The 20,307-nt window shown below is 53.8% G+C and carries 23 protein-coding genes; all 23 read right to left on the bottom strand.

The genetic code is table 11. The features are described from left to right. Window positions 1-9: 9 nt before the first annotated feature. The 23 genes from MTP36_RS03605 to MTP36_RS03720 all read right to left on the bottom strand — a co-directional run bounded on the left by MTP36_RS03605 (window position 10) and on the right by MTP36_RS03720 (window position 20,260). The gene (locus tag MTP36_RS03605; protein WP_249253627.1) at window positions 10-6,228 is read right to left on the bottom strand and encodes an immunity protein Imm33 domain-containing protein; all 6,219 of its coding nucleotides are present in this window, start codon (window positions 6,226-6,228) and stop codon (window positions 10-12) included. A gap of 3 nt (window positions 6,229-6,231) precedes the next feature. Then, window positions 6,232-6,702, bottom strand: a complete 471-nt coding sequence (locus MTP36_RS03610) for a DUF4259 domain-containing protein (RefSeq protein ID WP_006059608.1) — start codon at window positions 6,700-6,702, stop codon at window positions 6,232-6,234. 42 nt (window positions 6,703-6,744) lie between these two features. Next, window positions 6,745-7,722, bottom strand: a complete 978-nt coding sequence (locus tag MTP36_RS16040) for a hypothetical protein (protein WP_442900284.1) — start codon at window positions 7,720-7,722, stop codon at window positions 6,745-6,747. 675 nt (window positions 7,723-8,397) lie between these two features. Further along, on the bottom strand, window positions 8,398-9,090 hold the full coding sequence (locus MTP36_RS03620) for a hypothetical protein (RefSeq protein ID WP_008982539.1): 693 nt from the start codon (window positions 9,088-9,090) through the stop codon (window positions 8,398-8,400). A 10-nt stretch (window positions 9,091-9,100) separates the two neighbouring features. Beyond that, entirely contained in the window at window positions 9,101-9,814 is a 714-nt protein-coding gene (locus tag MTP36_RS16045; RefSeq protein ID WP_050005804.1) for an immunity 51 family protein, read from the bottom strand. 10 nt (window positions 9,815-9,824) lie between these two features. Beyond that, window positions 9,825-10,070 (bottom strand): hypothetical protein, encoded by a 246-nt coding sequence (locus MTP36_RS03635; protein WP_173015261.1) that lies wholly within the window; start codon window positions 10,068-10,070, stop codon window positions 9,825-9,827. Between the two features lie 2 nt (window positions 10,071-10,072). Further along, on the bottom strand, window positions 10,073-10,672 hold the full coding sequence (locus MTP36_RS03640; protein ID WP_050005806.1) for a hypothetical protein: 600 nt from the start codon (window positions 10,670-10,672) through the stop codon (window positions 10,073-10,075). Between the two features lie 17 nt (window positions 10,673-10,689). Next, window positions 10,690-10,926 (bottom strand): hypothetical protein, encoded by a 237-nt coding sequence (locus MTP36_RS03645; protein ID WP_002576922.1) that lies wholly within the window; start codon window positions 10,924-10,926, stop codon window positions 10,690-10,692. Window positions 10,927-10,934: 8 nt separating this feature from the next. Next, window positions 10,935-11,894, bottom strand: coding sequence for an NTF2 fold immunity protein (locus MTP36_RS03650; protein ID WP_097775147.1), 960 nt, complete (start codon window positions 11,892-11,894; stop codon window positions 10,935-10,937). Between the two features lie 11 nt (window positions 11,895-11,905). Next, the gene (locus MTP36_RS03655) at window positions 11,906-12,637 is read right to left on the bottom strand and encodes a DUF4241 domain-containing protein (RefSeq protein ID WP_442900248.1); all 732 of its coding nucleotides are present in this window, start codon (window positions 12,635-12,637) and stop codon (window positions 11,906-11,908) included. A gap of 221 nt (window positions 12,638-12,858) precedes the next feature. After that, a complete protein-coding gene (locus tag MTP36_RS03660) occupies window positions 12,859-13,185 on the bottom strand; it encodes a DUF5713 family protein (RefSeq protein WP_006877302.1) in 327 nt (108 codons plus the stop codon). Window positions 13,186-13,221: 36 nt separating this feature from the next. Then, window positions 13,222-13,725 (bottom strand): DUF2004 domain-containing protein, encoded by a 504-nt coding sequence (locus MTP36_RS03665; protein ID WP_249253633.1) that lies wholly within the window; start codon window positions 13,723-13,725, stop codon window positions 13,222-13,224. Window positions 13,726-13,738: 13 nt separating this feature from the next. After that, complete coding sequence (locus tag MTP36_RS03670; RefSeq protein WP_249253635.1) at window positions 13,739-14,578, bottom strand: DUF2262 domain-containing protein; 840 nt, start codon at window positions 14,576-14,578, stop codon at window positions 13,739-13,741. Between the two features lie 12 nt (window positions 14,579-14,590). Then, window positions 14,591-15,670: an ankyrin repeat domain-containing protein gene (locus MTP36_RS03675; RefSeq protein ID WP_249253636.1), complete on the bottom strand. Its 1,080-nt coding sequence runs from the start codon at window positions 15,668-15,670 to the stop codon at window positions 14,591-14,593. A 7-nt stretch (window positions 15,671-15,677) separates the two neighbouring features. Beyond that, window positions 15,678-16,019, bottom strand: coding sequence for a hypothetical protein (locus MTP36_RS03680; protein ID WP_249253638.1), 342 nt, complete (start codon window positions 16,017-16,019; stop codon window positions 15,678-15,680). A gap of 14 nt (window positions 16,020-16,033) precedes the next feature. Further along, window positions 16,034-16,621, bottom strand: a complete 588-nt coding sequence (locus MTP36_RS03685) for a hypothetical protein (RefSeq protein WP_249253640.1) — start codon at window positions 16,619-16,621, stop codon at window positions 16,034-16,036. Beyond that, a complete protein-coding gene (locus MTP36_RS03690; protein WP_249253642.1) occupies window positions 16,612-17,007 on the bottom strand; it encodes a hypothetical protein in 396 nt (131 codons plus the stop codon). Before MTP36_RS03690 ends, MTP36_RS03685 begins: the two co-directional genes overlap by 10 nt. Continuing rightward, complete coding sequence (locus MTP36_RS03695) at window positions 17,004-17,216, bottom strand: hypothetical protein (RefSeq protein WP_249253644.1); 213 nt, start codon at window positions 17,214-17,216, stop codon at window positions 17,004-17,006. Before MTP36_RS03695 ends, MTP36_RS03690 begins: the two co-directional genes overlap by 4 nt. A gap of 13 nt (window positions 17,217-17,229) precedes the next feature. Next, complete coding sequence (locus MTP36_RS03700; RefSeq protein WP_154042057.1) at window positions 17,230-17,463, bottom strand: cytochrome D ubiquinol oxidase subunit II; 234 nt, start codon at window positions 17,461-17,463, stop codon at window positions 17,230-17,232. Between the two features lie 12 nt (window positions 17,464-17,475). Further along, window positions 17,476-18,858 carry a DUF6138 family protein gene (locus MTP36_RS03705; protein ID WP_249253646.1) on the bottom strand — a complete coding sequence of 461 codons (1,383 nt, stop codon included), beginning with the start codon at window positions 18,856-18,858 and terminating at the stop codon, window positions 17,476-17,478. 16 nt (window positions 18,859-18,874) lie between these two features. Further along, the gene (locus MTP36_RS03710) at window positions 18,875-19,045 is read right to left on the bottom strand and encodes a hypothetical protein (RefSeq protein WP_249253648.1); all 171 of its coding nucleotides are present in this window, start codon (window positions 19,043-19,045) and stop codon (window positions 18,875-18,877) included. Between the two features lie 107 nt (window positions 19,046-19,152). Beyond that, a complete protein-coding gene (locus MTP36_RS03715; RefSeq protein ID WP_015565821.1) occupies window positions 19,153-19,485 on the bottom strand; it encodes an SLOG family protein in 333 nt (110 codons plus the stop codon). Beyond that, window positions 19,472-20,260, bottom strand: coding sequence for a DUF975 family protein (locus MTP36_RS03720; RefSeq protein ID WP_117476743.1), 789 nt, complete (start codon window positions 20,258-20,260; stop codon window positions 19,472-19,474). The genes MTP36_RS03715 and MTP36_RS03720 overlap by 14 nt, the downstream gene beginning before the upstream one ends. Window positions 20,261-20,307: the final 47 nt, after the last annotated feature.

Below are 20,307 nucleotides of genomic sequence, written 5' to 3' on the forward strand. Positions count from 1 at the left end.
CACCTCCCATCAATCCCACCAGAAATACCAGACAGTGGACTGCCACAGGACATCTGCCAAGGAGCCAATGCTTCCATCCTCATTCTGATCCAGATCTGGGCAGAAGCCATATTGCTCCACAGCCACTTCCATAGCTCTTTCCTTGGAGATCGGAGTCGGAAGTTCAAACTCCAATTCATCGTGGCTCATGGCGGCAGGGATGGCACCATGCTGCTCGAACCAGTATTTCGCCACTGCCATCAGGTCCGGCGTGTCGGGGCACTCATTCCAATTTCCAAAGGGCAGATAGGCGAAGATCTCCCAGGGGTTCTTGACCGGAATTTTGGCCAGAATGAGCGGATAGGTCATGTGGCTATCCGAATCCCAATAGCAGGAGAAGCGGTCATTGTCATAGCCGCCCTCCATCTCGCCCAGGACTTCCGCCTCCCAGTCCATGTCATCGTCCTCGGCTTCTTCCTTGCGCTGGCCGGTCAATTCCTCCAGAACCGCCTTTCCGTCCTTGATGGGAGCGGAGAGCATCTTCTTTCGATACTCCTCTACTGTTTTGAGGTCAAATTCGTAGAAGTCCGCATTGTGCTCCGGATCGGCGTTCATCACCAGACACTCCAACAGCGTTTCATCATCCGCCTTGATGAGCACGGGAACAAAGCCCTCCCGTACCCCCAGCCGCTGGGCGTAGCTGTATGCCGACATGATGGGGTCATCATCTGCCATGGATGGGAAATAGGTACACTCGCAGTCCAGATACTCCATGATGGCATGAGCCACTTCGGAAGGCTCCAGCGTGTCCTCGTCGAAGTCCTGTCCCTGCCAGTTTTCAAAGCGTTCCTCAATCACTTGAGCCATGGTCTGATAGTATTTCTCATCAAATGGGATGAATAAGTATGCCTCCTGTTGAAATTCATTGGAGTGGTATCGGGACGGACCAAAATATTTCAGGGCATAGTCATCAATGTCGGCAGGATAGTAGGGGCTGTCGCCCTCTCCGTAGTAATAGCCTGCAAAGGCACGGCCTTGCTGATTGAACAGCACAGAGAACAGACAGCCGTCCAGCTCATCCCGGATAAACTCCCTCAGATCCACATTGGCAGGGTCGGCTTTGACCTGTTTGGCCACTTCGCTGTATTCTTTCAGGAAGTCCTCACCCATCAGGTCGTGCTCCATGCACCAGCGCAGGTAGATGGCCATGTGGTTATAAGCGTTGATGGGGTCAATTGGCAGTTCCTTCTCCTCAATGCTCTCGATATGATAGGAGGCATCGTCCATCTCACCGTCAAAATCATCATTGGAAAGGGTGCCACGGGTGATAGCATCCTGACGATCAGGCTCCACCACAAAGCTGATGCCGTTCATTTTGCCCAGCAGGGCGTCCGCGTCATGGGCCAGCTTATATTCCAATTCATCCCGGTAGAGAGGAATCACCTGATAGAAGTTGACCTCCTCGCCACTCGGCAGGATGCAGACCTCGCTGCCATCTTCGGTATCCTGGGGACCAGTCAGAATGGCGGCGCACAGCTTTGTGTCCTTTGCAAAATCCTCCTCATTGTCCATGGTATGGCCGAAGCCCAGCCAGGTATCGCTGGCAATGGGAAGGCGGGCCAAGGATTTCAGCAGGCGGATGGGCCAGTACCACTTTTCGTCTTTCATGGACTCCTGATCCAGCTTCCAGTCCGCAGGCAGGGCAATGGCCAGCTCCGCCCGCTCCAGCTTATATTCCGCCAGTTCCTCCGGCACATTCATCCGGTGAGCGCCCATGCCCATGGTGACCAGGGTGCAGTAGTCCCGCTCCTCAGAGGGCGGCACCACGCAGATGTCCACATGGATGTCGGGAGAAACCAGCTCATGGAACACATTCTCGAACTTGCCGAAATACTGCTCAATGTGCCCCTCGACGGCTTCCATCTCCTCCTCGGTGTAGACTTCGGGATTACTGAATTCTTCCTCATCCTGCGTGTCATCATTGTCTGAGTGGTCGCAGCTGTCATCCTCCGGATCTCCCTTTATAGGCTCGTAACCGATCTTCAGGGTCATCTGTTCCTCCGGCAGGGAGACGCCGGGGCTGCGGGTGATGGTGTGCTTATCGTCCGCAGAAAAACCGATGGTCTCGCCGTCTTGCAGTGTCACATCACACGCCAGCACATAGGAGGCAAGGCTGGCCAAAAAGTCCCGCAGTTCCTCCGGCTCAGCGTCGGTGTTCAACACCTCCATTTCCTCCTTGCCAAACACATCCATGCCGTAGGTGTAGCCGTTTAGGCCCCCCTCGCTCCGGTACAGGCCGAACCAAACCCAGTTGAAGATGGGCAGTTCGTCCTCTTTGAGCATATCGGCAAGGCCCTCATAGAAACGAGGCTCAAATACCACGCCGCTGGTGTAGACACCGGTGGCATATTTCTGCTTGCAGCACACTGCCATCGCCTTAGTGAACAGCTTACCCCGTTCCAGCAGTTTTTCCTCCTCGCCCAATACAGCCACCACGATATGGGCCTTGTGCGCTTTGGCCACCTCTACGGCCTCTGGCCACATATAGTTGTTTTCGGCGTTGATCTCCGCTTCATTGTCCGGGATGTGACCGTGGAAGAGTGTCACGATCAGCATCATGCCGCCGACCCGCATTACCACAGCGTCATCGCTGTTCTCATCATCTTCGTCGCCCTCATCCGGCTCCTCATCTACGATGCCCCATTCTTCCCGTAGATTCCGGATCAACTGCTCCTTGTCCCATTCCGCTTTGGAGAGGAGCACAGACCCGGCAAAGGAACCCTTATGGTCGGTTCCCTCCTCGTCGGCGTCATCCTCAAGATCCTCTACATCTTCATCCGGATCATAGAGGGATTCATGCTCCAGTCCACGGATAAATTCCTCAAAGCTATCTGCCAGATGGGTGATCTTGTAATCATTTTCCTGATCCACATGGACTACCGCAGGCTCTCCCTGGGGACCGCAAGCTCGGTAGTCCAGGAAAATCATATCGTGTCCGGCGCTTGGACAGTCACAGATGGCCACACCGATGGCAGGATACTCCCACTCATCGATCATAAACTGGCTGCCCAGCTCTCCGCAGAGGGAGCAGCTCTTTTCTCGTCCGATGCCGAAAATGCCGGTGATGGCCACATGGTCATCTGCCCAGCAGGTAGGTTCATCGCAGGGATAGCAGGTGTTCACCGGAATGCCGCCGTTGTGCTGCTTCATCAGCCAGATGTAGGCGGCGGGCAGTTTGTAGCCCAGTTCCTCCTCTACGCTGGCGATCAGCTCATCGGAAGGCGGCTCACTGACAAATTCTTTCAGTGCATACCAATTATCATCCCAGAAGTTGGTGAGGTCGAAGCCCTCAAATGGAGTATCACCGGGCACGAATTTGGCCTTCTTCTTCCGGCTGCGCTGGCGTTTCCGAATCTCCGCCTTACACTCCCGAATTACTGCCGGGGCATTTTCATCCTCCGGGTCCAACTCTGCCCACCGCTGAGCGTAGGGAATGGCCTTTTCCTCCTGGCCGTAGAGATACTGATAGCCATAGGCCATCCGCATATTCCACTCCGCCTTGTCCTGGCCTTCCTCCCGGACGGACTCCAGCACCTCGATGGCGCGGCACAGGGCCTTGTCTCCCTTATAGCGAGGGGTGCCCTCGTCATGGTCCCCGATAATGGCGTAGTTTTCTAGCGCCCGTGCCAAGGCGTAGGCGGTGCGATAGTTCCTCCAGTCCTCCGGGATGGCATTCAGTGCCTGGATACAGCGGGTGTACTCGTCTTCGTCGTTCCACTGCTCCAGCTGAGCGAAGAATGCTTCGGCGTTCTGTTGGGTGTAAGGAATATAGTCCATGCCCGTCAGCGTTTCGTCCAACTCGTCATCCTGATTCTCAGTTTCTGTCCCATCATCTTGTTGCTTTAGGGGTACAGAACCGGCTTCACGGCGGAAGGTGTGGAAGATGGCCCATGGGATGTCCGTGCCTTCAAAGAACTCTTTCGCCATGTTCAGCGCCTCTTGGATGTCCCAGGCGATGAAGTCCACATAGCCACAGTAGAGGCCGGTAGCCCCGCCGGTGAGAGTGAGCACTTCCGAACCATCCCCGCCGGTGAGCACTTCCTCCAGTTTGTCCCGGAAGTCGAAAATTTTCTGACTGCCTTCCTCCTCCCGCAGGGTATCCAGGGGATAGCAGAAGAAGCCCGCCACCGCGCCGTCGGCATGGAGATCGTCCATAAAATCATTGTCGGCATTCAGATAGCCGTTGATGAGCGGCACACAGCAGGTGGAACCGGCCATTACATCCAGCCGCCAATCGGCGTCCGGGTCCTGTTTGGGTTCCATTTTGTAACCAAGGTAGCTCTCCAGATAGGCTTCCGGGTCGGTGGAGAGCTCCAGGCCCTGCTCCCGCAGTTTGTCGGGCAGCTGGGACAGGAGGAAGGACGGCTCTGCCTTGGGTTCCTCCAGCACATCAAAGCTGTCTATGTATCTCATGTGGGAGATCTCGCCCAGCACTTGGTCGGTGAGGGTAGTGAGCATCCACCAGGCCCGGCCTTCTTCCTCTTGAAGCTTAGGCAGCAGCTTTTCACAGTAAGCGGAGATGGCGAAGCTGTTTTCACCCTGTTCCTCCAGCCAGATCTGCACATCATCCCCAGAGATATTCCATCCGTCCTCGGTACGCAGGCCGATGTTCGGGAGGGGCTGACGGCCCACAAGGATGTTCCAGTGCTCCAGCACCTCCTTGGAGGCGTGTTTCTGGAAGTAGACCAGCTCAAACAGCTTGACCTTGTCACCCTCCGGAGTGAGGATCAGCTCGTACTTCTCGCCGTTGAAGCCCATCTCGAAGGAGATTTCATCAAAAACCAGATTCAGGGTTTCCTGCATTTGGGCCACGAGTTCTGCGCCGCGGGTATGGTCTTTGTCCTCGTCCATCATCTGGCGCAGCTCTGCTTCCATCTCGGCAAAGGTTTCCCACCAGTCCTCTGTCCTTTCCCGGAAGCACTCCGAGAACTGAGGCAGAGAAATACCCTTCTTGCACGAGTCAATTAGTTCCTCCATGTCCTGTCGGGTGTTGAGCTTCGGATCATCACCGGGATGCAGTTCCAGAGCTTTTTCAAAATGCCGCAGAGCGCGGCCCTCCTGATCCAGATAATAATAGGCATACCCCATACGGAAATTCCAGGAATAAGTATCTCCCAGTTCCTCCTCATGGGACTGCATCAGTTCCAGTGCCTGGTGAAGCAGCTTCCTTCCCTCCGGCTCGCTGGGGTCCGCCAGATTGTTGTAGGCGCGGGCCAGCTCCATATCAATTTCCGGGGTACGCTCCTCGGCGGGGATGGCCTCCAGCGCGTCAACGATTTTCAGGTGTTTGTCCTCCTCATGCCACTTCTGGCACTGCTTCAAAATGTCCATATCAGGGTCCTCCTCGTCCTCATCCGGTTTCCAGTTTTTGATCTGCTGGAACACTCCGTTCTCATCCCGCTCAAAGGCGCAGGGGGCGGGGGTGTTCAGCAGAGGAATGATGTCGGGATCGTCGTTGCAAATTGTGTTCAGCTTGTAAATCCCGGCGTTGTTGGGGTCGTCCATGTACGCCTCGCTCTCGTCACCAGCGGTGAAGCGCCAGCCACTGTCCCAGCCGCCGTCCGGCTTCTCCCTGTAGCAGTAGCCAACCTTGCAGCCCTCCACTGTGATGCGGTTGGTGGCGATACAGCCATCGGCACCCTCCCAGTCGGGGAGCAGATCTTTTACATCTTCCGCCTTTACATGGTAGTTCCGGTTGCGGCCAGAGGCTTCGTACAGCTCCTTCCGCAGCATCTCCACCTGAGAAGCCATATCCGTGATCTCATCCTCGCCCATCATCTCGCTGATGTCGTATTCCAGCGGGGCATGGACAAAGTCCGCCAGGGCCTTGTCCATGGCCTCGTGCTCCTCCGGCGTAGCAGTGATGCGGATACGGCGGGCGGGGGTGTTGTACTCGTCCAGATCCTGAAGGTTTACACTGCCACTGACGCTGCACTCCAGCAGGATGGCGGCCAGGTCGGTGACCACATCAATGGCGAAGTGGAAGTCCATCTCCACGCCGTCCGAATGGGTGAACTCCAGATACTCCACGGTCTGGCGGAAGTCCCAGTTCTGCTTGTCCAGACCAATCTTGGCGAAAATCTCGCTGAGGGGGATCTCCTCTTGTTTCTGATCCTCCAAAAATGCCATAAGGTTCAGGCTGTCGTCCGAGCCTCCGATAAAGTTGCCCCAGTATTTTTTGATATACATGCGTCATGCCTCCTGTTCCGAGATCAGCCGCTTGATGAGCCAGTCCAAATGCTCTGACCACACAGGAGCGATCTCACCGCTGTCCTCGTTCTTCCAAAGATCCACAATCTCACGGATGCCGTCCTCGTCCGGCACCTCGTTTTTGATGTCGGTGAGCTGCCGCAGCAGGAAAGCAAGGGCTTCTTTGGATGCTGTGAAACCGGTGACTTTATCCCATATAGCTTCTTCATAATCGTAGTCCAGCTTGCCATTATCCTTCCATTGGAAATACAGCTCCGCCAGAGCCATCGCAGTATTGTCAAAGAGGAAGTCGATTTGTGAGAAGTCAGCTCCCAGCATGACTTCCTCTTTCATCAGTTCGATCATCTCGCCCAGATCCATTACCGGATGCTCCGGTACATATTCATTTTTGAGGATGTCCAGTACATCCAGCCCTTCGTCACGCTCTAATGCTTTTATGCCCCATGCTCCCATGTCGGCACCTCTCTTTCTTTATTTTGTATCAAGCTTCTATTGTCAATCATGGTTCTCCAGCCGAATGATAGGCCGATAAAAGTCATAATCTCCGTTTAGTTCATTGTCCTCCTGCACTTCCGGCTTACAGTGGGGCGAACAGGGTAGGAAACCGAGAAATGGGCCCAGCCCACCGCAGATATTGCATCCGCCATCGCCGCCACAGGTGGTAAGTCTATCAGCCTGCACCACTTCCCGCATATAGGGATCGTAGGCGATGGACAGGCCGAAGAAGTTGGGTTCCTCCATGTCATAGGGCCGGTTCTCATCCTCATCCATGTCCTCAAACCAGCGCAGACGCATGGAGTAGTCTAACCCATCTCCCCACGGGAACAGGGTCCGACACCCGCCGCCACACAGGTAGGACCACTCGTCCGCCGTAGGCAGCGAAAGCCCCTGCTTTTCCAGCCCGGCAAGAAGCGCATCGTAGTCTGTGCGGTTATAGATGCAGATCTGAAAGCCCTTTTCCGTCCGCTCAATGCGGGCCGACTGATGCAAGGTAAGACTGCTGCTGTCACTCCAGGCAAAATCACGAAATTCCTTCAGCCAGTCAGGGTGGGCGGTCAGCCTGGGATCGTCCATCTTGACTGGCTCCCAGCAGAGTTCCTCCAGCTCCCGGCCCACCAGCATGGGGCCAATGGCCGCCTGCCGAACGGGAGCCATACTTTCCCGGATCATCTCCTCCGGGTTCTGCGGTTCCATTTCCCATTCCCGGAACAGATACTCTAATTCCTCCCGGCTCTCCTGATTCAGTCCCACGGCAAACTGCTCCCAGCCCAGGGTGACGGTATCGCCGGGGACAAAGACGAACTCCCGGCCATCTTTCTTGAAGATGCCGGTGGTGCAGTTCTGGCCCCAGCGGTCAAAGGTATGTAGACCGAGAAAGGTCATATCATAACGAGCAGCCAGGCTTTCCATCAGCGCCTGCTTCTCGGTTGTATCCATTTGATTGAATTGGGGACGAGACAGTTTTTCGTTCATAGTAAGTTCTCCTTCGATTCGTTTTGCGTGTTCCAGCAGATAGCTCCGACCATCCTGCTTGGCCCGTTCCAAGTATTGTGGAAGCAGGTCGGAATGGATGGCGTCCAGTGAGACCAGAACGGCGATCCGCTGGTATTCCTGAAGTTCAGGAGAGTAACAGTTGCGCTCCCAGAACAGCGGAGCGAACTGTTCCACACAGTCAGGACGCAGAGCGGGCATCGCCAAAAGCGCCCGCCGGCTCACATATTCATTGGGGTCCTTTGCGAAATCTAGAATTATATCCCTGACTTCCTGACTACATGAGCATTCCGGCAGATAGGCGGCAAACTGCCACTTGGCCTCACTCTCATTGGAGGCTGCGGCCCTGCGGCAGAGGCACTCAAACCATTTGGGATGGGAAGTGGTTTCCTGTATAAATCCCTCCGCTTCGTTGGCTCTGGCAATTAAATAGACCATCTCATCCAGCAGAATGCTGTCTGCCATTTCTGCATCCATTTGGGTCAACACATGGCAAAAGGCATCAAATATATCATTCCACGCAGGGTAATCGACCTCCCATGCACCGCCGATCTCCTCGGTGGTTTTTCCGGGATAAGTGATTTCCTGCCACTGATGAAATTTTCCTACCTGCTCCAGCAGGCGTTCACGAATGCCCTTTGCCATGTGCTCACCTCACTATTCTCCGAAATGTTCCAGATACAATTCCCGCACGGAATAAGGACCTACAAGGGTTGTTTCCTGTCGGCCATCCCAGGAATACACATGAATTTTGCCCTCGTCCCCAATGTACTGCTGCTCCTCAAAGGATGCAGGGAAGGGGAAACTTTCTACCACGCTCCAGTCAATCTTGGGTTTCAGCCCATCAAACTCCTCGCACTTGAGCCTTTTGAAGTTGAATACCAATGCTGCCCCGATTCCATCGAACAGCAAGTCTGCGTATTCTCTGGGGGTGATGCTCTCGCTTACATTGGCAGCGTCAACATTGACATCCAGAACTTTGTTGCCGCAGTTTGTCCAGATTTTATCAGGAGAGAACCAGGTGGTGCGATCCTCAGTGTCTGCAAAATTCTCACGGGGATACCATCCGTTTGCGCTGTCCGGCTTGACGCCTTCCAGAAGCGGCCCATTATACGGGGAAAGCGGATAATATTGGTGCCGCACCGGATCAAATCGGCCAAAGGCAATTTTCAGCAGATACTTATGCTTTTCGCTGCGCATGAGCTTATGGGGCTTCACGATATGTTCCTCTATCAAACTCCAAATGTACTCATCCACATGGATGGATACACGGGGGCGGCCGAATAGTGTGATTTTGTTGGTGTCTGTATCCACATTGAGCCAGACGCGATTGATTTCAACCATTGTCATTCCTCGCTTTTCAAAACGCTCCGCTATAAAATCGGCTTTCCCAGATGGCCTCAAATTCCGCCTGCTCTATGATGCAGGCGTGGAATTCCTCGCCCCAGACATGGGCGTTCAATTCCTCCACGGTGGGGATCGGCGTGATCTCGATGGCGCCGTCGTAAAGGTCAGGGATGTTACGGGTGCGGCCATTCGCAAAGATGTCGATGGAGCGGAGGGCCAGCCGCTCATTTTCGGTATCCACTTCATAGAGGATGACCGGTGGTTCTCCCTCCGGTGCGCCCTCCCAAAAGAGCTTGATGTACTCGGTCTTGCCAAGATAAGTCCGCATCGTTTTTTCATCAGCACAGGCCGCCCGGATCATTTTGGCCAGCATCATCAAATCGTCGATGTATTGGGAATAGACGCAGAACACATCCTCGTCGGAGTCGAAGTGAAACAGATCCATGCCGCTGTTATTTTTCTCAAACTCCCGGATCACGCCCCGGACCAGCCGTTCCCAGTCTCCGCTGCTGCCGGTCAGTCCCAGCCGGCAGAATTCTTCTGTCCGGAACCCGTCACTGATCTTCAGCAGAAGGGAGATGGCATAGGGGTGGTGGGGAATGAGAAAGAATGGCGCGATCTGCTCCGGCTTTACCCAGATTTTGAAGGGCGGACGCGGATCGGGTATCCAGGGCAAGATTTCCCATTCGTCCTCCGGTCGGTTTCCGTATTGGCAAAGGTCTTTCATAGTGTTCTCCTCATTCGATGTCGTTTCGTTCTTCTTTTACATCCAGTGGAGCGCCGTCCAGAGATGTGATCTGTGACAGTTCTGTTTCCGTCAGATTCTTCAGGAAAATGCAGTATTCATTTGGGTATCCGCCCACAAACTCCATTTTGGGCATCCCGATCTGCTGCGGGTCGGTAATCCACAGGCAGGGTTCTCCCGTTGCCCAAAAGTGAGTCAGCGTAAGAATTTGGCCGTTGTAAATTACTTTCTGTTCCATCCTCATTTCTCCTGCATTTGCCTCAGCAGCTTCACGATCCGCTCCCGGTTCTTTGCGGTTTTCATGAAGGTGGGGAGATGGTCAGCCTGGGTCATTTTCGCTCTTCCCGGCGGCTTTTCCCGCAGGTCGGCGCTGAGATAGCCGATCAAATAGGCAAGATGTTCCCGGTTGAGTGCCCAGACCGACTTACCCTGGAAGGAGGTCAAAAACCATAGTTCCAACCTGAAATAAGGTTCTCGCCCATCCCTGATTTCGCCAATATATGAAAACGCCTCCGCTGTTTTATGAACTTCTCCTGACATGGTTGTTCCACAATAGGGACAGGCCACATGGAGAACGGAAAACTGCTGCTTTGCCTCATCTTCAATATCCACCCGATAGTATCTGCCGCAGTTTTTGCACTGGTTATGGACATCATAGCGGTAGATCGTCCGGTCGCGGGTCTCCTGATGGCCGCAACTCAAACAGCGGAAATAGGCGTTATCCTCATCCGCTGTCACCACACCCGCGCCGTGGCACTTGGGGCATTTCACCTGAATGCCGGAGGTCAGGGCGTTGTATGCACTGTATGTAAAGTAGGGTTTATCGACGATTCGGCTCATGCGCCCACACACTCCTTTCATCCGTCTTTCTCTAAATAAAATCCCCATACGCAGTTGGAGAACTCTCCAGCAGCAAAGCGGTGGATCTGCCCATCAATCTCTACCTGCCAGACCTCGAAGGTATGGTCTTGGTGATAGATGGGGTCTTTGATTTTTACCCGCTTGCCGGTGGTTTGCCAGTCGTAGTCAAAGATGTTCACACCGAACAATTTGCATTGACCGTCCGGGCCAAAGGTTTCATATTCCCAAGCCATGTGATGCCTCACACTTCCGTGCGCTGCCAGCCGTTCAGCCGCTCCTGCACCGCATCAATCTTCCAGCCTTCGCCCACACGCTTCATAAGAAAGCGGCGGTCAAAGCCGGTGTTTTTCTCCCTGGTGTAGATGTAGAGCTTGTTTTTGGTGATCTGCTCTGCGTCAAGGAATTCTTCCCCGTTGTAGGTGCCCTGGGCGCTGTATGAGAGGCCCAGAGGTCGATAGCCCGGACGGGGCTTTTCGCTCACATATTTCTCCCAGATCGTCAGCAGACGGGGCACTGCCTCAGCACCTTCAAACCCGGCCTGCTCCATGTACTGCTCCCACTGCGTCATCTCGGCAAAGAAAGCGGACAGCACCCTGCGGCATTCCGCCGCCGCCTGCTCATCCAGCTGGACGGGCTTTTTGGCCTTTTCCCGCTGGAGCTGGAAGAAGTGTTCCATCTGCTCCTGGGTGAATTGCACATGGGCCACTGGCTCGATGCGGTTGTTGCCAGCGATGGCCAGCAGGCCCTCATAGGTAACGGCGGTATGGTCGATCTGGATGTGGGAGAGCTTGGGGATGGAGGCCGCCTGGAGCAGACCGGCATCATCCAGCCCGGTACGGTTGAGCGTCAGAAGGTCCAGCTTGCAGCCTTGCAGAGCGGACAGACTGCTGCCGTGGATGGCGGCGTTACCGTCCAGCAGCAGATAACGCAGCTTGGGCATAGCGGAAAAAACGGGGAAACAGGCGTCAGTGAGCGCACCGTCCTCCACGCCGAAGTTGGCCATGCTTTTATGTCCGGCAAAAGGGGCAAGCAGTTCATCCGTCACCGGATAGCTTTTCACATGGAAGCCCACCAGGGTGTAACCGGCCAGCTGCTCCATGATCTCTACGGTCAGTTCCGGGACTTCAAACTGCTTTTCTCCGTCTAAGGTCAGGACACCGCTCTCCCAGTTCACTGTCCGCGCCCGTTTTGGTAATTCCATAGCGCGCCTCCTTATTCCTGCTCTTTGTAACTGGCTTCAATGTCGATGAAGCGCACATACACGGCGCAGACTTCGCCCTTTGCGTCATAGCCGAAGTAGACGGGATAGTAACCGTCACCCCAGCCAGAGGCAAAGATGGGCAGATTGCAGTCCGTGTCCGGCACCGTCCAGTTGAGCCAGTCGCCGCAGTCTCCCTGATATTTGGGGTGGGCTTTGGCGTTTTCCTCCAGGAGATCGCAGAACAGGCCGTTGTAGGGGTCGATGTCCGGGTCCTCCTCCAGCCGCTTGGCCCAGTAGGTCTTGAAGGCCGCCTGGGTCTGGATGTCCGCAACACAGCCCATTCCAGCGTCTACGCCAAAGCCAAAATACTCGTCCTCGCCCAATTCCTCGTCCAGATCCTCGTTGCCCACCATGCCCAGCTCATAGCGGACAGGCTTTTCCTGAGAAACCTCCACCTTGACGCAGGCATAGCGGTCGCCGTATTGTTCGCTGGGCACCACACAGATCTTTACGGGGTAAGTCCCGGCGGGGATGGTCTGCATAAACGGCAGAGTGTCCTCCAGCTCCACCAGCGGATCGCAGGCGAAGATCTGCCCGGTGGGGAAATGGACGGCACCGATGTCCAGTACATCCACCGCCATGTTCCCAATCACTTTCTCTGTGAAATGGGCCTCCAAGTCATCTTTACAGGTCAGTTTGTTCTTGATTGCTTCGTATTTGTTCAGCCATTCAGTTGTAGGCATATCAGTTTCCTCCTGTTGATTTTGTTTCTTGATGTACATACTCTTTGAGCCATCCCAATAGCAGTTCACACACCGGCCATCCTGAAAATGATGGTCACAATTCGGGTAGCCATAGAGAATATGGGCACATTCCGGGCACAGCCCCATCATCTGTGAGGAGCCTTTGAAAAACAGGCTGCCGCACTCATCACAAACGGCCAGTTCTTTTTCTGTCATAGGGCTCACCAGTCCCGTTCCCGGATAGCCTCCTCGGTGTCGATGGGAATGTTGAACCACTCCAGAATGTAGGCCACAGTTGCCGCAATGCATTCCCGTGCCACCGTTTCGATCTCGCTGTCGTTCTCGTCAAACTCCTCCTGGAGATCATTGATGCCGCAGACCGCCTCGTCCAGCGTTTCCTGTACCACTTCGGGGTCGGTTTCGCCGTTCTCCAGCAGGTCGATGACCTTCTGAAGCTCGTCCTTGACCTTGTCCACCAGAGAAGCAGGATAGTAATCGTCCTGATACATCTCGTCCAGCAGTTTATAATTGGGGTCAAATGCTTTCATAGGGATTGCTCCTTTCCTCGTGTATGTCAGTCACGCTCAGCTCTCATGGGTGATACAGAAAATCTCCTTGTTCAAATCAAAGTAGATTACCATCAGTTCGTCGGTAATCTCCGGGTTAAAGGACAGATCCAGAATGAAAACTTGCTGGTTCATCTCGCTATCCACCAGACTGCCGAACCGCTTGAGCTTCAAAAAGTCAACCATCTCAGCAAAGGACAGTTTGGCTGGGTCGGTTCCCGGAAAAAGTTCCGCCACAATATCCGGGCCTACATCGTCCCGATGGAACTCCATGAAAAATGTCACAACGCTATGGTAGCGGCTGTCCTCGTCTGCCAGCGCCGCTTTGATGGCGGCTTTGGCCTTCTCCGCCAATTTCTCCGCCTCATCCAGCATTTCTCCCACCGCATCCATGACAGCAGGATCGCCGGTCAGTTCTTCCTCTACATCGAAGATAAAGGGTAGTCCCGATTCCTCGGGAAAGTTGAAGATTTCCTCGCCGGGTATATATGTAAAATCAATGCGTTTACAGTTCAGTTTCATAATGTTATCCTCCTTACCCCTCAATGTTGGCAGTTTTGAGACCCTTTTTCAAGGAGCCGTAGACAGTCACCGCATGGTCGGTGAACATCTCATCGCAGTCAAACCAGGCTGTGAAGCTGCCGCCGGAGGTGACGGACAGGCTCGTCATGCTGATTCGTCGGGCAAGTTCTTCCTCTGTGATGGGGTCGGTTTCCGGATTGCGGGGGTTTTCCTCATCTTGGGAGAGCCAGTTGTTGGCCAGCTCGGTCAGGTTCTTGGCTGCAAGCTCCCGCATGGCCTTATCCCAGGTGTCACAGTCGGCCAGCAGCTTTTTGGCGGCGCTGCGGGCGCGGGTCCAGGAGGGCTTGCTTTCGGCATTGACCTCCAGAGAAAGGCTCACATCCTTTCCGCACCACTGGATTTCGCCCTCGAAGGTATCATAGTCCTTGTCCAGTGTCAGTTCTCCCAGCACCTGGTCCTGGATCACCACCGGCTTGTGGTATTCCTCCAGAACGGCCTGGAGTTCCGGGCAGTCCTCGTGGGCCTTGACCACCTGGGAGATACACCAGGGCTGCACCACCAGATCCTTTGCCCATTCTTCTTTCATCCGGCGAATCTTCAGGCGGCAGATCTGCTCGTTTTGAAAGCGTCCCCAGCCCTTGTCACTGTGACGCTCCTCGTCGGTGACCGGCCAATCCAGTCGCTCCTCTTTGGTGCTGACCTTGCCGGTGTCACAGGACACTATGCCCAGCGTCACAACGGTCATTTCCCAAAAGTTACCTTTCCAGTTAAATCCGCCCCCAATGCAGCGATTGATCAGAGCGACCACTTCCTGCTCCTCGGTCTCATACATCTCATAGAATTCTTCGAACATAGATCATTCTCCTCATTTCTCAAACTCGCCCTCGATCATCCCGTTCAGATACCGGCCGGGATCTGCGATGAAGTCATCCCATTTGGCCAGAGGGTGGAATTCCTCATGCTCTATGTCCAGATACCACAGCTTTTTGTCCCTGGGGCTCCACAGCAGCAGATAGTCGCTGTAGTTGTCCATCTGCACCATGAGGGAGAGCAGCTTCTTCCGTTTCCAGGTCATCTCCTGTACATCCATGAAGGAGTAGAGCTCCGCCCACTTCACCAGTTCCCGCTCTGGAAATTCCAGCCGCAAGGGGCCGGTCTTCAAGTATTCCACCAGCTTGGCAGGCAGCTTGTAGGGCATGAGCTGCCGGACTTTTTCCTGTTCGTTGTGCCATTCCTCCGGTTCCAGGGCTTTTAAGTAGTCGGCCAGCTCCTGATTTTTGTTCTGCACCGCCACGGTGTAAGGCCGGTCACCGTATTTGTCAGCAATGGTGATGTCGGCTCCTTGCTCAATGAGCCAGCGCACCATGGGGAGATTCTTATGCCGAGCCGCTTCGGTGACAGCGGTAGAGGCGTTCGGAAACACCATGTCCGGCTTGTGGTAATTGATGTCTGCCCCTTTTTCCAGAAGCAGCTGGGCAAGTTTGGTATTGCCCTCAGACACAGCGGCCCGGAATGCCTCGCCGCCAAACTTCTCCACTGTGATCCCGGCTTGCTCCAGCACCTGGATATTCTCCGCTCGCTGTCCCCAGCGTACTTCCTGGAAGGCCCGCTCTTTCTGCTTCGAGCTGAGTTTTGCGGCCTGCTCAGCAAAGAGTGCCACCACCTCCGGCCCACAACAGCGGGCGGCGGTGAGCAGCAGGGGCTGTTCCTCTGCCAGACTGGGATCAGCTCCATGCTCCAGCAGGAAGTGGATCATGGGCACATCATTCCGAAAAACCGCAATCTCCAATGGCATCAGCTTGATGTATTCGCTGAGCTGGATGGGAACATCTAAATCCAGACCGCCTTGGAGCAGCGCCTCCAGCTTGGAAGTGTCATGGTCACAGATGGCGGCAGCCGGTTCCGGGAGGGTCTCCCAGCGGCCAATATATGCAATTTGGTACATAAGACACCTACTTTCGTTGTTGTTTCACTTGATAGGGAACGGTCCGGCCCAGCACCCGGCCTTTGCCAACGGCATTGGCTCCCTCATAGATCAAAAATTCCGCATTGTTTTCCAGCGAGGCGTAGTCAATGGTATCTGGATAGAGAGGCTGGGCATTTCCAAAAGCCGGTGTATCAAATATACACTCGGTTCCGTCCAGAAAGCATACACCCAGATATTCCGTAGTTCCAATAACCACAAAATGGGGACAATACTTTCCGCTGACCAGGCTGGGGGGCGTTTTTCGCTTGCCGCTCCAGAAGATGACCTCCACATGAAGCACCGCCCGGTTTTCATTTGTTCCAATCATGCCGCATTCTCCTCTTATCCCACAATGGTGGTTTCCTGGATAGCCAGATTATCGTAATCCATGGCAATCAGCTTTTCAGCGGCCTGTGGGGTACACATAAACCAGGTGCTCATGCCCCAGGCATCCATCCTTGTAACGGTGAAAAAGTCGGTTTGGGCAGAAGTAGGTTCTCTTGCGTCAATATAGTAGTCGGAGTAGAGGTACACCAGATCTACCTCCCGGTCCGGCAGCCACTTGGCCCGGCGCACACGGGGCTTGCCGTTTTTCAGCGTCTTTTCTCTGGGGTTCTCAAACCACGCCAGTTCCTTGAACTTCAGACCGGTGAAGGTATCCATGAGCCGCTGGGCAATCTCCCGGTGGGTAAATACACCGCAGTCCCAGGAGCCCATCAGCCATGTCTGTATAAAGTCGCCCACCTTGCTGCCAGGAGCAGGCGGCCCATAGACGCTCTCATCCGCCCACATGACTTCCATCTTTTCGCACTGATCCGGCCGAGGACAGGACTGCTTGTTGCCATAGCGGTACATGATATTTACATAGCCATAATCTTCGCCGGTTCGGTCATGACCGACGGCTTCCACTTTATAGGCAGTTATGGACATTGCAGTTTCACCTCCTGAGCCAATACAAATCCGCACAGCCCAAGGGAAGAATCAATGACAAATACCCGGATGTGCTCCCGATCCATGCGCTCCCGCAGTTCCTCGATGCCGCAACAGGCGGGAAAGCCGTAAGTGATGGTACCGTCCAGCAGGTCTTTATACTGTTCAAAAAAACCGTCCACGGTGATCTCGTCCATGCCAAAGAGGATGTTGTCCTGGACCACATTTTCAAACCAGTGGGCCAGCAAGCCAGTAAAGTGAACGGATACTTTCTCTCCGGCCTCGGTCTGGGTATCCATGTGCAGGATGTGGGCTTCAAAGTCAGCGTAGTAGCGCAGGACTCTGTTGTCGTGCAGACCATCAAAAGAGCAAATCAGCGTACTCATAGGGATTCCTCCTCGTCCATGAGCTGCTCCTGCACCTCTCTGGGCAGGTCATTCCACAAAATATCGTATGTAAAATCCCGAATCTCCGGGTAACACTCCCGTGCGGTCTTTTCCGCAATATCTCTATTCAGGTAGTGCATCTCTTGGTGGAAAAACCAGTTGAGTTTTTCCATCAGCCGATAGAATCGGATCTGTTCTTCTTGGGTCATGGGATTGCTCCTCCTATTTCAATTTCAGTACAAATCCCCAGATGCTCACCACGATCAGGAGGACGCCCAGCAGGAAGAACACCACACGCCGGTATCCTCTGCTGTGGCGGTGGGCATCCCGCGTACCAGTGGGGTCGCAGAGCCAGTTCCAGTTGCGGATCGCCCCAATTAAAATCACGGCCCCGATGAGCACCGAGGTAATGTACCAATGCTCTTGCAAAAATGCTGTGATCTGTTCGCTGTTCATTCTACTTCCTCCTCACGCAAATACCTGCTGATATTTCTCTTTCAGTTCCTTCGGTGCTGTCTTGATGACCTTGCTACCACCATTTTCGGAATTCTTTCCCCAGATGGCCCAGAGCAGGCTCTGCCAAGCGATGGCCCGGAATTTCGGGTCTTTGTTTTCTTCCGGCAGGAGATAAGCGGAAAAGCGGCGCTTGACTGTCAGCAGCGCATCCAGGCTTTCCGCATTGGCAATCAGGCTGCGAAATTCCTTGGCTGGCTCCAACCACTGCATAGACAATGCGCCCCGCACCAATACCCCCAGCGTCCATGGTTGAAAACCAAACTTCCGGATCAAGGCATGAAGAAATTTTCCTTGCAGTGAGGAGTGCTCGTCGTCGCAGAAATCCAGATACTCCGTTACCAGCGGTGCCCATCGTTCTCCCTCCAGTCCCAGGGCGAACACAGCAAAGGTGCCGGGCATTGCACAGGCTTCATCCGCGAGGTTTTGGTACCACTCAAACTCCCGCATAGCCAGACGAGCATATCGCTCCATAGCTGGATGCAGACTGGGGTACTGCACAGCGCAGGCAAAGAGCTGATTGACTCCCTTTTTAGGAAGACCAGGAATGGGCAGATAGAGTTTTTCCTTTCCACGGAACTCCACCGAGTAACTGCGGGGAAATTCCTCCTGAGAAAGCACCGCACACAGGTAGTCCAAGATTTCCGCATAGCACTCTTCGGTGGCGGCCTTAGCCGTGATGCGGATGGTGGCAAACGCATCGTTGGCTGATGCGGTGAAATGCTCCGTCTTACGGCGCTGGATGTCCTTTGGTAATTTGCCGCTGCCGGCTGTTTTCAGCTGCTTTACCAGATCCGGGCGAAGCTGGGAAACCAGGCCGAGGATATGTTCGGTGGTAAGGGATTCAAAACTCTGTCCATACATCGTGCAGCAGACCGCCACATAGCAGGCAAAGTGCAGCAGACCTTCGTCCACATCCTCCGGGCGCAATTCAGGCAACACCGTGCATGGCGGAAAGACTGTAAAGCCATCGTCCCGCTCTCCCACAAGGAAGAATCGCTCCTGCAACTGCTTTTCTATGTACTTCTCCAATGTATAGCGGATCTCTTCCCAGCCAACCAGCCGCCGCATGGCATCGCAGACGGAAACAGCATCCTCACAGGGAAATTTCTTCAGCAGCAGTCCGGTCAAATACCGCTCCAGCAGTTGATCGGGAAGAAACGGTGTCCCGTTGTGATTTCGCACCACGGTCGGGTAGGCAGAGTGATTTTCACGGGCAGTGCCGTTCAGCATATCCCGAATGCAGAGATCCACCTCCGCCAGCACCTCTGGTGAAGTGTCCGGTTTATGAATCAGATAGTAGCGGTCATTTATGCCGTCGCGTTTTGGCAAACTCATGCTTGATCACCTCTTTTCAGACAATAAAAAAGCCCCACGCCGCACTGTCATAAAGACAGGCTGACGCAGGGCATGAAGAAGCCGCGTTGAAGGAGCCGCATCCACCAGCAGATGTAGTTTCTTCAACAACCAAAATAATTTTTTCGTATCTTAAAGCAGCAAATTGCTGTCCAATATATTTGTTCATAGCGGCACCATTTGTTCTGAGCGTAGTTTTATATCTTATTATATCACAGCACCCCTTCAATGAAAATATTTTGTTGGAAATGCTAATGAAAAATTTTTGTGAATTTGTTAAGGCGCAGGGGCTGTTATCTCCATAGTGTCTGGATGGATCAGAGTGATTACTTTTCCCTGATGCAAGGCATAGTTGACTGTCTGTGCTGTACCTGAGCGCAGCTTTTTCTGATTATCAAACACACCGATAAGGTACTCTGCATGATCGACCATATAATAATTTCTTTTTTTATAACTGGAAACATCCGCAGAATGTGAAATAACAATAGAATCGTTTGCGTTTTGGATCAGCTTTTTCAATCTATGTTTACTCTGATCCGGCCATTTAGAGTCATAGCCGATGAAGGGAACTACAACGATAATTTTAATATAAAAGTCAATATGCTTCATCCGGTTCGGTAGGTGCTGCGGTAATATCGCGGTAGAAAGTAGCCCATGCAGCTTCCTCATAGGGGCGTACAAAAAAGAAGCCAATGCTCAATGGAATTGTCAGCAGAAGAACAAGAGAAATCGCCAGAGCCTCTGAACCGGTGAAATATTTGAGAACCAGAAAACCCTCGGCATACAGTGGCACCGAACAGAGCAGCTCCCAGCCAATGAAGCTGAAATCCAGACAGAACAGCCGCCATTTGTTGCCATTCATGATCCGCCGGGATTCTGTGATCGCTTCATTTGCGGTCAGCGAAGGATGCTCGGACATGATGTAAGGTGTCATCGCATAGCTGTATGTTTTCACGATTCCCGGAATCACCAACAGCAGCGACCAGAGGGCGATGTACAGACCCTGCAGGAATTTCATGCAGAAGCCATCCCACAGACGGTCTTTCTGAGAGAACAAGTCCGAGATGGCAGCATCATTTCCATCTACAAGGTTCAGATTAAAATGAGCATATCCCAGTTGAACTGCACCGCCCACGATCAGTTGGAGGACTGCCCACAGAACAATGCCGGCAAGCAGAACAGCAAGCAGCCGACCGCCGTTGGGCTGGGAGAACAGTTCAAAATGGATGTCCTTTGCCTGATTGGAATTGGATACGGCACTGTTGGAACTGCTCACAATGGTAGCACCGAGCGCACTGGCGGCAATACCTGTCAAAACAGCAGTTTTCCATTTTCCGCGCAGGGCATCGAGAGCGAGCATACGATAGTCGGCAGATACTTTCATAAAAGCAACCTCCTGTCTGAAAACGGCAAGGATTTGTGAAATAGGAA

Source organism: Faecalibacterium sp. I4-1-79 (assembly GCF_023347235.1).
Classification (GTDB): Bacteria; Bacillota; Clostridia; order Oscillospirales; family Ruminococcaceae; genus Faecalibacterium; species Faecalibacterium tardum.

What these genes read in the sequence shown, in the direction of transcription:
- MTP36_RS03605 (WP_249253627.1), bottom strand. Translation starts at nt 6,228, where the DNA reads ATGTATATCAAAAAATACTGGGGCAACTTTATCGGAGGCTCGGACGAC.
- MTP36_RS03610 (WP_006059608.1), bottom strand. Translation starts at nt 6,702, where the DNA reads ATGGGAGCATGGGGCATAAAAGCATTAGAGCGTGACGAAGGGCTGGAT.
- MTP36_RS16040 (WP_442900284.1), bottom strand. Translation starts at nt 7,722, where the DNA reads ATGAACGAAAAACTGTCTCGTCCCCAATTCAATCAAATGGATACAACC.
- MTP36_RS03620 (WP_008982539.1), bottom strand. Translation starts at nt 9,090, where the DNA reads ATGACAATGGTTGAAATCAATCGCGTCTGGCTCAATGTGGATACAGAC.
- MTP36_RS16045 (WP_050005804.1), bottom strand. Translation starts at nt 9,814, where the DNA reads ATGAAAGACCTTTGCCAATACGGAAACCGACCGGAGGACGAATGGGAA.
- MTP36_RS03635 (WP_173015261.1), bottom strand. Translation starts at nt 10,070, where the DNA reads ATGGAACAGAAAGTAATTTACAACGGCCAAATTCTTACGCTGACTCAC.
- MTP36_RS03640 (WP_050005806.1), bottom strand. Translation starts at nt 10,672, where the DNA reads ATGAGCCGAATCGTCGATAAACCCTACTTTACATACAGTGCATACAAC.
- MTP36_RS03645 (WP_002576922.1), bottom strand. Translation starts at nt 10,926, where the DNA reads ATGGCTTGGGAATATGAAACCTTTGGCCCGGACGGTCAATGCAAATTG.
- MTP36_RS03650 (WP_097775147.1), bottom strand. Translation starts at nt 11,894, where the DNA reads ATGGAATTACCAAAACGGGCGCGGACAGTGAACTGGGAGAGCGGTGTC.
- MTP36_RS03655 (WP_442900248.1), bottom strand. Translation starts at nt 12,637, where the DNA reads ATGCCTACAACTGAATGGCTGAACAAATACGAAGCAATCAAGAACAAA.
- MTP36_RS03660 (WP_006877302.1), bottom strand. Translation starts at nt 13,185, where the DNA reads ATGAAAGCATTTGACCCCAATTATAAACTGCTGGACGAGATGTATCAG.
- MTP36_RS03665 (WP_249253633.1), bottom strand. Translation starts at nt 13,725, where the DNA reads ATGAAACTGAACTGTAAACGCATTGATTTTACATATATACCCGGCGAG.
- MTP36_RS03670 (WP_249253635.1), bottom strand. Translation starts at nt 14,578, where the DNA reads ATGTTCGAAGAATTCTATGAGATGTATGAGACCGAGGAGCAGGAAGTG.
- MTP36_RS03675 (WP_249253636.1), bottom strand. Translation starts at nt 15,670, where the DNA reads ATGTACCAAATTGCATATATTGGCCGCTGGGAGACCCTCCCGGAACCG.
- MTP36_RS03680 (WP_249253638.1), bottom strand. Translation starts at nt 16,019, where the DNA reads ATGATTGGAACAAATGAAAACCGGGCGGTGCTTCATGTGGAGGTCATC.
- MTP36_RS03685 (WP_249253640.1), bottom strand. Translation starts at nt 16,621, where the DNA reads ATGTCCATAACTGCCTATAAAGTGGAAGCCGTCGGTCATGACCGAACC.
- MTP36_RS03690 (WP_249253642.1), bottom strand. Translation starts at nt 17,007, where the DNA reads ATGAGTACGCTGATTTGCTCTTTTGATGGTCTGCACGACAACAGAGTC.
- MTP36_RS03695 (WP_249253644.1), bottom strand. Translation starts at nt 17,216, where the DNA reads ATGACCCAAGAAGAACAGATCCGATTCTATCGGCTGATGGAAAAACTC.
- MTP36_RS03700 (WP_154042057.1), bottom strand. Translation starts at nt 17,463, where the DNA reads ATGAACAGCGAACAGATCACAGCATTTTTGCAAGAGCATTGGTACATT.
- MTP36_RS03705 (WP_249253646.1), bottom strand. Translation starts at nt 18,858, where the DNA reads ATGAGTTTGCCAAAACGCGACGGCATAAATGACCGCTACTATCTGATT.
- MTP36_RS03710 (WP_249253648.1), bottom strand. Translation starts at nt 19,045, where the DNA reads ATGAACAAATATATTGGACAGCAATTTGCTGCTTTAAGATACGAAAAA.
- MTP36_RS03715 (WP_015565821.1), bottom strand. Translation starts at nt 19,485, where the DNA reads ATGAAGCATATTGACTTTTATATTAAAATTATCGTTGTAGTTCCCTTC.
- MTP36_RS03720 (WP_117476743.1), bottom strand. Translation starts at nt 20,260, where the DNA reads ATGAAAGTATCTGCCGACTATCGTATGCTCGCTCTCGATGCCCTGCGC.